Annotated in this window: 15 protein-coding genes; 4 read left to right on the forward strand and 11 right to left on the reverse strand. The window is 27.1% G+C overall.

Annotated features, from left to right (window positions below):
* Positions 1-998 precede the first annotated feature (998 nt).
* From CHB63_RS01800 to CHB63_RS01815, 4 genes are all read right to left on the reverse strand, one after another.
* A complete protein-coding gene (locus CHB63_RS01800; RefSeq protein ID WP_089376721.1) occupies positions 999-1,388 on the reverse strand; it encodes a hypothetical protein in 390 nt (129 codons plus the stop codon).
* A 12-nt stretch (positions 1,389-1,400) separates the two neighbouring features.
* The gene (locus CHB63_RS01805) at positions 1,401-2,240 is read right to left on the reverse strand and encodes a universal stress protein (RefSeq protein WP_089376722.1); all 840 of its coding nucleotides are present in this window, start codon (positions 2,238-2,240) and stop codon (positions 1,401-1,403) included.
* Positions 2,241-2,329: 89 nt separating this feature from the next.
* Entirely contained in the window at positions 2,330-3,388 is a 1,059-nt protein-coding gene (locus CHB63_RS01810; protein ID WP_089376723.1) for a response regulator, read from the reverse strand.
* On the reverse strand, positions 3,385-4,629 hold the full coding sequence (locus CHB63_RS01815; RefSeq protein ID WP_089376724.1) for a PAS domain-containing sensor histidine kinase: 1,245 nt from the start codon (positions 4,627-4,629) through the stop codon (positions 3,385-3,387). The genes CHB63_RS01810 and CHB63_RS01815 overlap by 4 nt, the downstream gene beginning before the upstream one ends.
* A 171-nt stretch (positions 4,630-4,800) precedes the next feature.
* Between CHB63_RS01815 and CHB63_RS01820 the strand changes: the two genes are divergently transcribed.
* Together CHB63_RS01820 and CHB63_RS01825 are read left to right on the forward strand one after the other, a co-directional pair.
* Positions 4,801-5,379 carry a CDP-alcohol phosphatidyltransferase family protein gene (locus CHB63_RS01820; RefSeq protein ID WP_089376725.1) on the forward strand — a complete coding sequence of 193 codons (579 nt, stop codon included), beginning with the start codon at positions 4,801-4,803 and terminating at the stop codon, positions 5,377-5,379.
* 214 nt (positions 5,380-5,593) lie between these two features.
* Entirely contained in the window at positions 5,594-6,616 is a 1,023-nt protein-coding gene (locus CHB63_RS01825) for a metallophosphoesterase (RefSeq protein ID WP_245856732.1), read from the forward strand.
* 58 nt (positions 6,617-6,674) lie between these two features.
* On the opposite strand, the gene CHB63_RS01830 is transcribed toward CHB63_RS01825, so the two are convergent.
* From CHB63_RS01830 to CHB63_RS01850, 5 genes are all read right to left on the reverse strand, one after another.
* Positions 6,675-7,163, reverse strand: a complete 489-nt coding sequence (locus CHB63_RS01830; protein ID WP_089376727.1) for a hypothetical protein — start codon at positions 7,161-7,163, stop codon at positions 6,675-6,677.
* Positions 7,164-7,209: 46 nt separating this feature from the next.
* Positions 7,210-7,590 carry a hypothetical protein gene (locus CHB63_RS01835; RefSeq protein WP_089376728.1) on the reverse strand — a complete coding sequence of 127 codons (381 nt, stop codon included), beginning with the start codon at positions 7,588-7,590 and terminating at the stop codon, positions 7,210-7,212.
* Between the two features lie 89 nt (positions 7,591-7,679).
* Complete coding sequence (locus tag CHB63_RS01840; protein WP_089376729.1) at positions 7,680-8,666, reverse strand: MlaD family protein; 987 nt, start codon at positions 8,664-8,666, stop codon at positions 7,680-7,682.
* Positions 8,667-8,673: 7 nt separating this feature from the next.
* Positions 8,674-9,414, reverse strand: coding sequence for an ABC transporter ATP-binding protein (locus CHB63_RS01845; RefSeq protein ID WP_089376730.1), 741 nt, complete (start codon positions 9,412-9,414; stop codon positions 8,674-8,676).
* A 2-nt stretch (positions 9,415-9,416) separates the two neighbouring features.
* Positions 9,417-10,199, reverse strand: a complete 783-nt coding sequence (locus CHB63_RS01850) for an MlaE family ABC transporter permease (protein ID WP_089376731.1) — start codon at positions 10,197-10,199, stop codon at positions 9,417-9,419.
* A gap of 178 nt (positions 10,200-10,377) precedes the next feature.
* Between CHB63_RS01850 and CHB63_RS01855 the strand changes: the two genes are divergently transcribed.
* A complete protein-coding gene (locus CHB63_RS01855) occupies positions 10,378-11,298 on the forward strand; it encodes a L,D-transpeptidase (protein WP_089376732.1) in 921 nt (306 codons plus the stop codon).
* A gap of 13 nt (positions 11,299-11,311) precedes the next feature.
* Here CHB63_RS01855 and CHB63_RS01860 read toward each other — a convergent pair whose 3' ends face one another.
* Both CHB63_RS01860 and CHB63_RS01865 read right to left on the reverse strand, forming a co-directional pair.
* Positions 11,312-11,944 (reverse strand): hypothetical protein, encoded by a 633-nt coding sequence (locus tag CHB63_RS01860; protein ID WP_089376733.1) that lies wholly within the window; start codon positions 11,942-11,944, stop codon positions 11,312-11,314.
* A 168-nt stretch (positions 11,945-12,112) separates the two neighbouring features.
* A complete protein-coding gene (locus CHB63_RS01865) occupies positions 12,113-12,616 on the reverse strand; it encodes a nicotinate-nucleotide adenylyltransferase (protein WP_089376734.1) in 504 nt (167 codons plus the stop codon).
* A gap of 395 nt (positions 12,617-13,011) precedes the next feature.
* Here CHB63_RS01865 and CHB63_RS01870 point away from each other — a divergent pair.
* The coding region (locus tag CHB63_RS01870; RefSeq protein ID WP_141107272.1) for a thrombospondin type 3 repeat-containing protein at positions 13,012-13,889 on the forward strand (878 nt) is incomplete at its 3' end.

The following is a 13,889-nucleotide window of genomic DNA, read 5'->3' on the forward strand; positions in this document are numbered from 1 at the left end:
AAACATTTTTAATATCATTTTTACACAATATTAAAAACTATAATCAATTAAGTACTACCTCAAATTCTTCACTTAAATTATTTAGAAACAGGAAGTCGAAACTTCCTGTTTCCTTATTGAAAATTTAAGTTTGTATAAAACCCATCAAACAATTTTTAATATTTTTTTATCACTAAAACAAAACAATACTAAAATTATAATCAAGCATATACGCTCTTAACGTTTCAATATATCTACTTCAATTATCTTAAAGCAGATGTAGTTTTTTGAAGGTATTTTTAATTTTAAAATATCAATGAACGTTTAATTTATTAGTACAAATGTAGTATGCATTTTTCAAATTTGAAATGATCTGTATCAATTCCATATATGATTGTTGTCATAGTTACCTTGTTAAAACAGGAGGTATTAACCTCCTGTTTCTTAATAAAGAATTTTAGATATATTTAATTTTCAATCAGTTTTTATAGTACTTTTTTCAAAAGTAAAAGTAAATACCTACTCATTAAAAAACACTGAAATTCTTCATTATTTTTTAGAAACAGGAAGATTAATCTTCCTGTTTCTTTATAAAAAGTTTAAATGTTTAATGAACCTTATGATAAATATATTGGAAGTATTATTGCTAATATCAAACCATTTTTATAACTGTTTCATTCTACTCTTAAACTCTTCACTTAAATTATTTAGAAACAGGAAGTCGAAACTTCCTGTTTCCTTATTGAAAATTTAAGTTTGTATAAACCTATCAAACAATTTTATATATTAGATTATTACTAAAATAAAACAACACTAAAACTATTATCAAGTATACACATTCTTAAATTTTTCAATATATCTACTTTGTTTTACCAAAGCAGACTTAGTTTTTTGAAGTTTTTTAATTTTAAAATATCAATGAACGTTTAATTTATGGAACAAATATAATATGGGCTTTTCAAAATTGAAATGATTTGCCTCAATTCTATTTATGATTGTAATCATGTTTATTTCTTTCATTAATAATATAATATTCCGTATGCCATATTTAATAAATACAATCCTATTAAAAACAACATCATATATATTACTTGAACAAATTTCACATTAATAAAGTCTATCCAGATTACTGTTTGTTTTGGTAAAATAAATAGAGCTAACCCAATTATTAAAGAGATCCATCCAATAAGTGTAATAATTAATCTCCAATCACTTTCCCATAAATTATGTAGTAAAATATTTAGTAGACCAATAATTATAGCTAAAAAAGAAGTGAGAATAACAAATTTTTGATCTTCTAAATCTTTAACAATTTGTAAAATTCTTTTAGGATTAAAACTTAATACAAAGAAAAAAATAATTAAATACCAACCCCAAAATTTGGCTAAAAAAATTGATATATTTTCCATAATTTAAAATTTTTATTCGTGTAAAACTAAAAATGGTATTTCAATATGATAGCTTATTTCTTCTACTGTTGGTTTAAATAAAATGCGTTGAAAAAGATTTAGATTTTTAGCTATCATAATTATTAAGTTAATATTTCTACTTTCAACAAAGCATTGAACACCGGTTTCAATTTTTTTTGAAGTTATTCTGTGAAAACTATGTTTTTCATCTAAGAAGTAATCATTTAAAAAATCTTTATTTTCTAACTGAAATTCTGTTAATTTCTCACCTTTTTTAGCGATATGTAATATTCTAATTGCAGAATCATACATTTTAGTAATTTCTGAAATACGTTTTAAAATGTTTGGTTGATAAAAAATATTATAATCAGTTGGAAAAGCAATTTCTTCTGGAATTGTAAAAACAGCTTCTTCAGGGATTATTAAAACCGGACACTTAACTTGGGTAATTAAATCACCAGTGTTGCTACCTACAATAACTTCACTTAATCCTGAGGCACCTTTGGTACCCATAACAATAAGGTCTATATCTTTTTCCTGAATTTGATTTCTCACAGCATCAATAAAAAAGTTGTAATTAGATAGGGTATAGAAATTGTGTTTTTCGTTAGCTTTTAATTTTTTAATTTTTTTGAGTAGCTTAATAAGAGAGCTTTTAGCTTGTTTTAGGATAGTTTTCTCAACTAATGTATCTGTTGGAAATATTGGAGAATCTCCGGCAGCATAATTTGAAATTAATGTAACATGTAAAAGGTAAAAATTACAAGGGGTGTCTTTAAAAAATTCTAATGCGTATTTTATTGCATTCCAAGAATTTTCGGAAAAGTCTGTGGGTACTAAAATATTTTTCATTTGAGAAGTTAAATTAAATTATTACTCTAAATTAACTTGGAATATCAAATAGTAAAATGATATATATCAATTGAAGATATTTAAGTCTTTTAATTTACTCTTTTTAATTTTTCAATATTAATAATTTTAATATTTCTACCTTCAACATCAATAATTCCTTCTTTTTTAAAGTCAGATAGGGTTCTAATGAAAGTTTCAGTAGCAATTCCTGCAATACTCGCAAGATCACTTCGTGAAATTTTAGGATTTTCCTTTGGATTTTTTTTAATTTTTTGTGAAAACTGTAGTATGGTACTGGCAGTTTTTTTTCTTACCGAGCTGTATGCCATTTCTAATAAGTGCTCTTTTATTTCAGCTACATTATCAGATAAATAATCAATTAACTCTAAAGTTACCGTATGGTTTTTATCTAAAATATTTTGCAACTCACTTTTGGTTAATCTATAAGCGATTGTTTCTTCTATGGCAGCAGCGGCTTCTTGATAGGGTATGTTATGAGTAAAGGATGTGAATCCAAAAAAATCATCATCTTTATTTAATGATGTTATTAATTCTTTGCCCTGCTCATCTATTTTATACGTTTTTACTACTCCTTTGTAAATTAAATAAATGTAATTAGAATTGTCACCTTCATAATAAATTATTTCACCGGGGTTAAATGTAAACTCTTCAACATTATCTGTAAAATAGTTCTTTAACTGATCTAATGTTTTTATTTCGTTGTCAGGAAAAGTAGTTGTTTCAACATCCTTTTGAAGCGCTATATTTTCATTATAAATAGCAACTTTTGCTAATCTGCTTTCAATTGCACTAAATATTTCCGATTCATCAAAAGGTTTTGTAATATAATCATCAGCACCTAAATCCATTCCTTTTCTAATATCTTTATGCTCAGTTTTTGCAGAAAGAAATATGAAAGGGATTTGTTTTGTTGATTTTTCTTTTGATAATATTTGAAGTACTCCATACCCATTTAATTCGGGCATCATGATATCACAAATAATAATATCGGGTAAATGTTTTTTAGCTTGAGCCACTCCAATTTTTCCATCGGCAGCGGTAATTACTGTATAATTTGCCAGTTCTAAGAGTTCGGCGGTATTTTCTCTCACAACTGTATCATCTTCTATTAACAAAACTTTTTTCATAACGCTTTATTTAATGGTAGTTTAACTGTAAATGCAGAGCCTATATGTTCTTTACTTGTAAAAGTAATGGATCCACCTAAATTTTCCAGATGAGCTTTTACAATGTTTAATCCAATCCCTGTTCCTTGAGTGTTTAAAATGTTTTCTGCTCTAAAATATCGATTAAAAATAAATTTTTGATCGTTTTCAGGTATTCCAATACCTTCGTCAATAATTATAAAAAGGATAAATTCTCCTTGTTTTTTTACTTGTAATTCAATTTGAGTATTTTCAGGTGAATATTTAATTGCATTATAAATTAAATTTGATAGAATAAGTTCTAGTATTACCTCATCCTGGTATATAGTATATTCACTTATATTTTGTGGGATGTTAATTTTTTGTCCATTTTTTAAAAGCATATTGGCATTATAAACCACTTCACTAATAATTTTACTTAAATTAAAGGTTGTGAATTTATAGTTTACCTTGCTTGAATCTAATCGTTCAATAGATAAAAAATCGTTTAATATCTTATTAAGATAATGCACTTTACTTTCTATAGTTTTAATGTGTTTATCTCTTTTATTTTGCTGACTTGTTAAATGGTATTTGTTTAAAAGCATTGTTGAAGTTAAAATACCACTTAGTGGTGTTTTAAATTCATGAGATACAAGTGATAAAAATTTGGTTTTAAGTTCGTTGAGTTCTATTTCCTTTTTTAAGGCATCTTTTATTTTATTTTCAGCTTCTTCTCTTTTTACTATTTCATCTTTATAATTTAAATTTACTTGTTTTAATTGATGAATCGTATTTTTTAGTTCTACTGTTCTCTCATTTATTTTTCTTTCTAATAAAGAATTTATCATTTCAATTTTCTTTTCGGTATCTTTTCTAATTGTAACATCAATTATTAAGGCAATTGCGTAAGTTTTTTTATTAACTTCAAAAGGGTTTAAGCTAATTTCTGCGGGAAATTCTTTTTTGTTCTTGGTAATACCATATAAACTAACCCCAGTTGTTTTCTTGTTGATTCTATTATTTTCTAAGAAATAGTTAAAATGCCTTTGATATTTTTCTTGATATCTTAATGGAATTAAGATGTTCGTGGCTTGATTAATTAATTGGCCTTTTTTATAGCAAAACATATGTTCAGCGGAGATATTTGCAGCTACAATAATTTGATTTTCATCCATTATAATTGCACCTTCAGGAATTGCTTCAAAAAGAATATCAAAAATATTTTTGTTTTGATGAAACATAGTGGTAACGTTAAAATAAATGAGGTAGTTAAATTTCGTGAAAAAAAATTGAAATTCCTCATATTATATAGTTAAATTTTGGAAGAGGATTGAGGAATATCATTAAATATTAAAATTAGTGGTGTTATTTTTAATTAAATAATATTATTTAATTAAAAAAGTGATTCAAAAGTGTTTACTTTCAAAAATTTTAATATTGCAGATTGGTTTTCGTTTTATAGAATTATGGCGGCCCCACTTTTAATTATTCTACTTTGGTTGGGCGAAAGAGAAGTTTTTACATGGTTTTTATTGATTAGTTATTGTACAGATGCAATTGATGGGTTTATTGCTCGTAAATTGCAGATAACAAGTGCTCGCGGCTCCCAATTAGATTCTTTTGGGGACCAAATTACATTTATACTTGGTTTAACTGGAATTCTACTATTTGAATTTGATTTTATAAAAGAAAACTACATTTTAATAATAGTATCTTTTTCTCCGTATATTTTACAAATGTTTATTGCATTTATAAAATATGGTAAAGCAACAGCTTTTCATACCTATTTGGCTAAACTATCTGCAATTGTACAGAGCATATTTATTCTTTGGTTGTTGTTTTTTGAACCTGTTTATTGGTTGTTTTATGTTATGATTATTTTGGGAATACTTGAAACAATTGAGGAAATAACACTTATTTTTATGTATGATAATTGGGTTGCTGGGGTAAAAGGTATATACTGGGCTATTAAAGATAAACGTAGAAAATAAGAATAATAAAGTAATGCGATCTTATCCATTTTATAAAATTCTATTGTTGTGTTTGGTAATTCTTGTGGTTGATATTTTTGCTTTCTACTGGTTGTTTTCAGTTACACAGCTTATTTCGATCTCTTATATTAAAATTACAATTTATGTTGCTTTTTGGATATTTACTATAGGACTTATTTTATCAATTATTATATTGAAAAGTAGGCTGGAAAAAATGCAAGCTTATAGAAAACAGCTTTTTGTGTCATCATTATATGGGCTTGTAATTTCTTCTCTTATTCCAAAATTAATTTTTGTAATAGTTATTTCGGGAATGTATTTAACAAATCATGTATTCTCTAAAGAAGAATCTATAATTATAGTTCCATTATTAGGGTTATTATCTGGTTTTTTACCTTTTTTTATAATTATGTTTGGAATTTTTGGAACAAAATATAAATTTGAGGTTCGTAATATTACCGTTAAATTAGAAGAATTACCTGCGGATTTTAGTGGATTAAAAATTGTTCAAATATCCGATCTTCATTTGGGAAGTTTCAGTTTTAAATATCACATTTTAGATAGAGCAATTGCAATAATAAATGAATTAGAGCCTGATTTTATATTTTTTACGGGTGATTTGGTGAATAATTTCGCTTGGGAATTAAAGGGGTGGACTGCCGTTTTAAACAAGTTAGTTGCAAAAAAGGGAAAGTATGCAGTTTTGGGAAATCACGATTATGGTGATTATAGTAAATGGAAATCTCCAGAAGCTAAAAAGGCAAACCACGAATCCATAAAATATTTTTATAAAAAAATAGGATTTAAATTATTGTTAAATGATGCTGAAATTATAAAAAGTAATGGAAATAAATTGGCCATTATTGGAGTAGAAAATTGGGGTATTCCGCCGTTTAAACAATATGGAGATTTGCAAAAAGCATTAGTAAAAGCAAAAGGCATTTCATTTAAAATATTGTTATCACATGACCCAACGCATTGGAGTGAAGAAGTTGTAAATCAAACAAATATTGCACTTACGCTTTCTGGTCATACGCACGGTATGCAAGCTGGATTTCAAACCAAAAATATAAAATGGAGCCCAATAAAATATAAATATAAGCATTGGGCAGGTCTATATATACAAGGAAAACAATATTTACATGTAAACCGTGGTTTAGGTTGGTTAGGATTTCCAGGTAGGTTAGGAATGCGACCAGAAATTAGCTTTATAAAACTTTTGAGAAAGGAAAATTGAAAAAGATTAAGAGTTAAAATTTATAAGTCTAAAAAAAATAATTTACAGATTATTTACTTTAAAAACCAACCTTATTTTTTATTGGAGGAACTTCCCATTCAATCATTTCTTTTAAAAACTCATCAACTTTTTCAAGAATTAGTTTCTCAGTTATTGAATTTGGCGTGTACGTATTAAATTCTTTTTCATTTGAGCGGTCTTCCAAATTTTCTATATATGGGTATAGTATAAATACATTTATATCTCCACTATATGATTCAGCAAAAACTAATGCTCCACCTTGTATAAACTGATATGTTGGTATTTTATTAGTGGTTTCTAAAAGCTCTGGTGGAAATGAATCAAATGTAATATTAACGGCTTCATTTGTATTCATCCAGCTTAGCTCTTGTACTCGCCAACCAATATTATATTTTTTTACAACTGCATTTAAAGTTTTAACCAATAATTTTTTTGTTTTAGTTTTCCAAAGAATTTTCTTCTTTGCAACAGTTTTAATGGAGTTTTTATAATCAATAACGAGTTCTTCCAAATGTTCTATTTCCATTTTGTGAGATTTAAATTATTTTTTGAAACTAAGTAACATTGTTGTTCTAGTGGTATCTTTTAGTTGAAGAACTTCTTCTTCTTTTTATAATATTATCGTTATGATATCTTTTAATATTATCCCCGTGATAATCTTTTATTCGTACTTGTCTGCTTCTTCTTAAATTAATACCCTTATAACGAGAAGGTAAAATATCTACTGATAGCCAAGCTCCATTATCAAAATAAATATAGTTTCTTAAAGTGAAATCATAATAGAAATTATGTTCGGGAAAATACATATATCTTACATTTTCAACTCTATTTGGATAAAACCAAGGTGGAGGAGGAGTGCCTAATCTTGATGAAAAAACAACTGGACCGCAACTTTCTAGCGAAAAAACACAAGAAATAATTAATGCAAATATTAATAAAATAACTTTTTTCATGATTTAAAAATTTACAGTATACAATTTAGCAATATGAGAAAATGAATGAAATGATATATATCAATTGAGGTTAATAATTGGCGGATTTATTAGTTATTTTTTTTTGCTTCTTTTGCTTTTTGTCGTTCTAATTTTCTAAAATATCCTCTAAAAAGAAAGTTATGTTTTAAGGCTTCTAAATTTTCATTTAATCTAATACTACCCTCTTTTATATTTTTTACGGTTTCGTCAATATTATTAACTAATACCGTATCGTTAACCATATAATCTAAAGTTCCTTCACCATTTTTAACATTCAAAACCAAATCGTTTATATTTGAAATTACAGAATCAATTCCAATGCTGGATTTATCTAAATTTGTAATAATGGATTTCATTTGAATTGCAGAAATAGAATCGCTCAATAGCACACCAGCCATACTTTCATCGAAATTGATAGTCTTAATTATTTTATTAAATTCTAGTAACGAATTTGAAGCGCTGATGCTTGCAGTTTTTAGATTTGCAACAGTTTTCTTTAAATTATAAGCTAGTTCGGGATCATTAATAAGCATCCCTAAAGTTCCATCTCCAGTTTTTATAGATGTGGTTATTTTTAGCAAATCTGAAGTTAATAATGAAATATTATCATTGGTTGTATTTAACGTTTCCAACATATCATTTGTTGAAATTTTACTGTATGATTTAATAGTATCGCCTGGAATTAATGGAGGCGCATAATCTTTTTCAGGTGCAATATTTATAACCATACTACCAACCAAACCATCTGAACTTATACCTGCAACTGCGTTTTGTTTAATATGTTTTAAAATTTTTTCATCTATAAGCATATCAACGCAAATAGTAGTATCATTAATCATATTTATGTTTTTTACAGTACCAACGTTAATTCCGGAATATCGTACGTTATTTCCTAATATTAAGCCGTTTACATTGTTAAATACGGCACTTATTTTAAAGTTTTTGCTAAATAAGTTTTGTCTGTTTCCTATAAAGTAGAGCGCAATAATTAAAAATAGTGTGCTAATTATAACGAATAAACCTAGGTTAATTTTTTGTGAATTTGATTTTTTCATAATAATACTATTTAAAAAATTCCTGAACTTTTTTATCGGTTGAAGTTGAAAGTTCTTTAAAAGTTCCTTCTATATAATTTATTCCATCAATTAATAAAATCATTCTATTAGAAATAACTCTGGCGCAATCTACATCGTGCGTAATTATTAGTGATGAAGTTTTAAATCGTTTTTGAATTCCTTTCATTAACTGTATAATTTCTTTAGCAGTTATTGGATCTAAACCAGTGGTTGGCTCATCATAAATAATTATTTTTGGACGAAGAATTATTGCTCTTGCAAGTGCAATTCTTCTTTTCATTCCTCCAGAAAGTTCTTCAGGCATTAAATCTATAGCACTTTTTAATCCTACACTTTCTAAGGCTTCAAGTACTAAGGTTTCACTTTTACTGGCATATTCTGGAAATTTTCGAAGCGGAAATTCTAAGTTTTCACGCACAGTCATAGAATCGTATAATGCACTTCCCTGAAATAAAAAACCAATTTCGGTTCGTAAATTATTGAATTCTTTTTGTGTTAGTTTGGTAATATCTTTTCCCATAATTTCAATACTACCAGAATCTGCTTGCATTAAACCAACCAGGCATTTTATCATTACAGATTTTCCAGAACCCGATTTCCCCATTAAAACCAAGTTTTCAGCTTCGTATAAATTCATATTAAAGCCTCTCAAAACGTGATTATCTCCAAAACTTTTTTTTAAATTTTGAATTTTTAAAATGGGTTCTATTTTATTCAGGTTTTCCATAATTAAATTTCAAAGAAAATATCAGAAATAAATACTGCAATAAAATCGATTATAAACAACAACATTGAAGCATATACCACGGCAGAATTTGATGCTTCTCCAACGCCAACCGTACCTTTTTTACAATTGTAACCTTTAAAACAGCCTACTAATCCAATAGCAAAACCAAAGAAAAAAGATTTAACCGTTGCCGGGATTAAATCTGAAAATTTTAAAGCATTAAAAACCTTATTATAATATAATTGAAAAGACACATCTCCTTTTAAATTTTCAATTAGGGCAGAACCCAATAATGCGATAGCATCTCCAAAAATTATGAGTAAAGGAAGAATTAAAGTCGCTGCCAAAATGCGGGTTACCACTAAGTATTTAAACGGATTTGTTCCAGAAACCTCCATTGCATCAATTTGCTCTGTAACACGCATAGAACCTAGTTCTGCACCAATTCCAGAACTTATTTTTCCGGCACAAATAAGTGCAATTATAACAGGTCCAAGTTCTCGTACAATCGAAATACTAACCATTGATGGCATCCAGGATTCTGCTCCAAATTCCATTAATGTTGGGCGGGATTGTAAAGTGAAAACCAATCCTAAAATAAATCCTGTTACTCCAACTAATAATAAAGATTTGTTACCCATTTTATAACCTTGAAGCAACAATTCTTTAAATTCAAATGGTTTAGTAAAAAGTTCTTTAAAATAGCGTAAAGCAAAAAATGAGAGTTCTCCAATTTCTGCTAAAAAAGATTTAATATTTTGTACTATTTTAAGTGAAATTGCCATAATTAATGGGCTAATTGAAAAGACACCTATCAAATATAGAACTGTTTAAAAAGTATTAAAATGATATTCCTCAATTTAAAAGCTTGTAAATACAATTAAGTATGATAATTGTTATTTGGTGAAAGGAAGTTTATAATTAACTTTATTTAGGTAAGAAAATTAAATAAAACAGATCAATATGATGACTTTAAAAATTATATTGAAAAATATAGTAATGCTAGTATTGTTTTTATTAATTCCTTCAGTAATAAGCAGTCAAAAAATTATTAAAAAAAGTCAAACTGAAAATTATCTATTAAATAATTCGGTAAAATCTATTGTGGTTTCAAAGGATATTATTGTGAGTAATTATTTCCAATATTTAGATTCGATTGTAAAAAACAGCAATATTGATGCAAATTATAAATTAACAGAACATCTCTTAATTCGATTCAATCCTTGGATAATTGACACATTGGTAACTACGGATTATTATAAAATGATGGAAAAAGATTCATTTGTATACAATCAAAAAGAACAAATAGTATTAAGAAAAGGAAGTCTATTATTAATACCAAATTCGTTAGCTGTTTTAGAACTGTTAAACACTTTTAAGAAAACTTATTTAGATATAAATGTACCTGAATTTAAACTTCGCATTGTGCAAGATTCAATAGAGTTGTTTGAATTTCCGATCAGAGTTGGTAGAAATGAAAAGAAATATCTAAAAATGGGAGATAGAATTACAGATTTAAGAACTAAGTTGGGAATTGGAACAATAGTGGGTCATGTTAAAGATCCGGATTATTACAATCCTGCAAACGGACAGCAATATTATTTAACGAGAAGAGATGATGATAAAGTTACAAAGCTGCCGCAAATACCTTGGCTTGAAACCGAAATAAATGGCGTAAGAAATGGACAATTAATTCATCCAACAACTAATCCCAATACTTTAAGTAAATCTTATTCTAACGGTTGTATTGGTACCGGAGAAGGTGATGCATGGATAATTTATTATTATGCTCCAATAAATACCAAAGTTATTATCAGATACAATTTAAAACGAATAAATAAGGAAGGAGATACACTTACGCTTAAGAATATTTATGGGTATTAAATAAAGCAATTTTTTAAATTTCAGGTATAATACCTTCTTTTTCCAAAGTACTTAAAATGGCACGGTTACAACGTTTAATAGTTGTTTTTATCTTTTTAGGATTAATCACATCATAAGAAGCAACCCAAACCAAGGATTTTCCATTTTCACTAGTAATATTATATAAAGAAATTTCAATATGAAAAACTTTATATTTGTCGTAATATCCAGTATCCAGATAAACATCTTGGTTTAAAAAATAGTAATTTTCAAATCCTTGTAGCGCATCGTCATTACTAAAAATATTTCCTTTATAAGGTATTCTTTCATCATAGCCTTTTACAGCAGCAATTAGAATAGCATCAAAACCTAATTTAGACAGATTTGACACTTCTTTTTCAATATTTTTTTCAGCCTGTTTTAAATTTGTAAATTCTGGTTCCAAAACATTGGCACCTTCATAGCCTTGGATTCCTCGTTTATTTAAGGCTGTTGTGAGTTTACTTTCATACAGCTTTCTTGCAGTTATATTTGGTGTAACTCCTAAAATTAGTACTTTTTTAGGTTGATACGTATTATAAGATGTATTTTTCCAACTATCAGTTAATTTTGTTGAAGAGCAACCAACCAATAAAAAAAAAATGAATATAGAATATATTTTTAACATAATTTATAGTATTGCTTAGTTAAATATTGGTGTATTCAATTTAATTGAGACCGTTTAGAAAGGGGAATTACCACAAAACTGAACTTGCCGAAATATTATACTTATACACAATTATATAAACTTCGATAAGTTCAGATTAACCAAACTTTATAAACTCAATAATTTTATTTATAAGAAGTTACCTTCTGCATCTGTTTTAATTCTAATACGTTTATCAGCATTTTCTAAAACTATTTTATATTTTTTAGTGATTTTACCAGATTCGTGATAGTTTACCAAGTATGCGTCTTTTTTAAATCTCCAGTTTGGATATTGTTTAGCTACAGACTCAATAACTTGTCTAGGTAGTGTTACATCCGTAAATTTTTCAACAGTTCTAATAATATTACCGTCTTTGTCATAAGCAGCAAGAATATGTCCGTCAGGAATAAAAAAATCAACAGAATAAGTATCATAATCATCACGATAAAATTCTGCATTTTTTAAATCAAAACTGGCCACTTTTTGTTCTAGTAATGCAACATCAACATCAACATTTTCTAATCCTACTTTATTCAAGTATTTGTAGTTTGTTGCAGATATTACAACTTCAGATAATTTTTCGGTTTTTATCTGAGCAAAAGATTGGAAGGCAAATCCAAAAACCAATAAGCCAATTAGTATTTTTTTCATAATTCAAAATATTTTAATTAATAAATAAGCTAATACTATTTTATGCTTTATCATATCGAAATTAGAATACATGTATTTAGTATACAATGAGAATTATCAATTTATTAAATGATAATTATTAGTTTTTACTTTCTAAAAGCTATCAAAAATTAAAAACAATTAATAGTAAATGGTCTTTTGTATGGATAGAAATGTTTTTTATTTGAATTTTATAAAGTGTTTTGCTGCAAAATTCATAAGGCTTTATTGTTAATTATTTATGGTACGGTGTATTTTATTTAAAAAAGAGGGTATTTTATTGTTAATATAGTATATGTATAGGATTTGTAGTGTGAAATAAATAAATTTATTTCCTAATTAATTGATTGTCTCTAACCTATTAAAAACCAAAACCCATGAAACATAAAATAAAAATTGCTTATTTAATATTAATAGTTGCTTTTACATTGAGCTGTGAAAAGGAAACTGAAACTTTACCTGAAAATTCAGAAATGAGTACCCAGAAAAAAGAAACAGTAAATGCTAAATCTTTTGAAGATTTATCAAAACTGGTTGAAAACGGCGTTGACTTAGATAATTATTTCAACTCATTATCTACACAAACAAATAAAAAATCAACAGAATCTATATCTAACAAAATAGAAAATTTGGGTCTTCAATTTTTCTCCAATTCTGAAGATTTTCCTTGCAACAATCTTCCTTTAGAAAATTTTGAAGAAGGATTGGTAAACCCCTTAGAGGTAATTACTTTTCTAAACCCTTTAGATGAAAACACGAATAATAGTGCTTTTTCTGCTGGAGATATTCTTCCCGGTGTTACTTTTACCACAACAGGTGTTAACAGCAATCTGCTAGTAGTACTAGGAAATGGTTTTATTGGTGACCATTCTAAAATTATTGGGCCAAATTCTTTTGATGATAATTTAGTAATAAATTTTACAACTAATAATGTAACATCAATAAGTATGGATGTATTATCTGGTTGGAATGAAGGTAATGTTGAAATTGAATTTTTCGGAAATTCAGGATCACTAGGTGTAACTACAGTTTTTGGTACTAATAATGGAACATATTTAGGAATTGAATCTGATGAACCAATAATTAAAATTGAGTTTTTATCAACACCCGGTACAGGAGAATTAATTGATAATTTCTCATTTGGTATTTGTGATTCTGACGAAGACGGAATTTCAAATTTTGAAGACAACTGTCCAGAAACTCCAAATGCAGACCAATTAGATACAGATGAAGATGGAATAGGAGATGTTTGTGA

It is taken from the genome of Lutibacter flavus (genome assembly GCF_900188355.1).
In the GTDB taxonomy this organism is placed as follows: Bacteria; Bacteroidota; Bacteroidia; order Flavobacteriales; family Flavobacteriaceae; genus Lutibacter; species Lutibacter flavus.

Excerpts from the sequence above, each read along its gene's own strand:
- CHB63_RS01800 (WP_089376721.1), bottom strand. The coding sequence starts at position 1,388 with ATGGAAAATATATCAATTTTTTTAGCCAAATTTTGGGGTTGGTATTTA.
- CHB63_RS01805 (WP_089376722.1), bottom strand. The coding sequence starts at position 2,240 with ATGAAAAATATTTTAGTACCCACAGACTTTTCCGAAAATTCTTGGAAT.
- CHB63_RS01810 (WP_089376723.1), bottom strand. The coding sequence starts at position 3,388 with ATGAAAAAAGTTTTGTTAATAGAAGATGATACAGTTGTGAGAGAAAAT.
- CHB63_RS01815 (WP_089376724.1), bottom strand. The coding sequence starts at position 4,629 with ATGTTTCATCAAAACAAAAATATTTTTGATATTCTTTTTGAAGCAATT.
- CHB63_RS01825 (WP_245856732.1), top strand. The coding sequence starts at position 5,594 with ATGCAAGCTTATAGAAAACAGCTTTTTGTGTCATCATTATATGGGCTT.
- CHB63_RS01830 (WP_089376727.1), bottom strand. The coding sequence starts at position 7,163 with ATGGAAATAGAACATTTGGAAGAACTCGTTATTGATTATAAAAACTCC.
- CHB63_RS01835 (WP_089376728.1), bottom strand. The coding sequence starts at position 7,590 with ATGAAAAAAGTTATTTTATTAATATTTGCATTAATTATTTCTTGTGTT.
- CHB63_RS01840 (WP_089376729.1), bottom strand. The coding sequence starts at position 8,666 with ATGAAAAAATCAAATTCACAAAAAATTAACCTAGGTTTATTCGTTATA.
- CHB63_RS01845 (WP_089376730.1), bottom strand. The coding sequence starts at position 9,414 with ATGGAAAACCTGAATAAAATAGAACCCATTTTAAAAATTCAAAATTTA.
- CHB63_RS01850 (WP_089376731.1), bottom strand. The coding sequence starts at position 10,199 with ATGGCAATTTCACTTAAAATAGTACAAAATATTAAATCTTTTTTAGCA.
- CHB63_RS01855 (WP_089376732.1), top strand. The coding sequence starts at position 10,378 with ATGATGACTTTAAAAATTATATTGAAAAATATAGTAATGCTAGTATTG.
- CHB63_RS01860 (WP_089376733.1), bottom strand. The coding sequence starts at position 11,944 with ATGTTAAAAATATATTCTATATTCATTTTTTTTTTATTGGTTGGTTGC.
- CHB63_RS01865 (WP_089376734.1), bottom strand. The coding sequence starts at position 12,616 with ATGAAAAAAATACTAATTGGCTTATTGGTTTTTGGATTTGCCTTCCAA.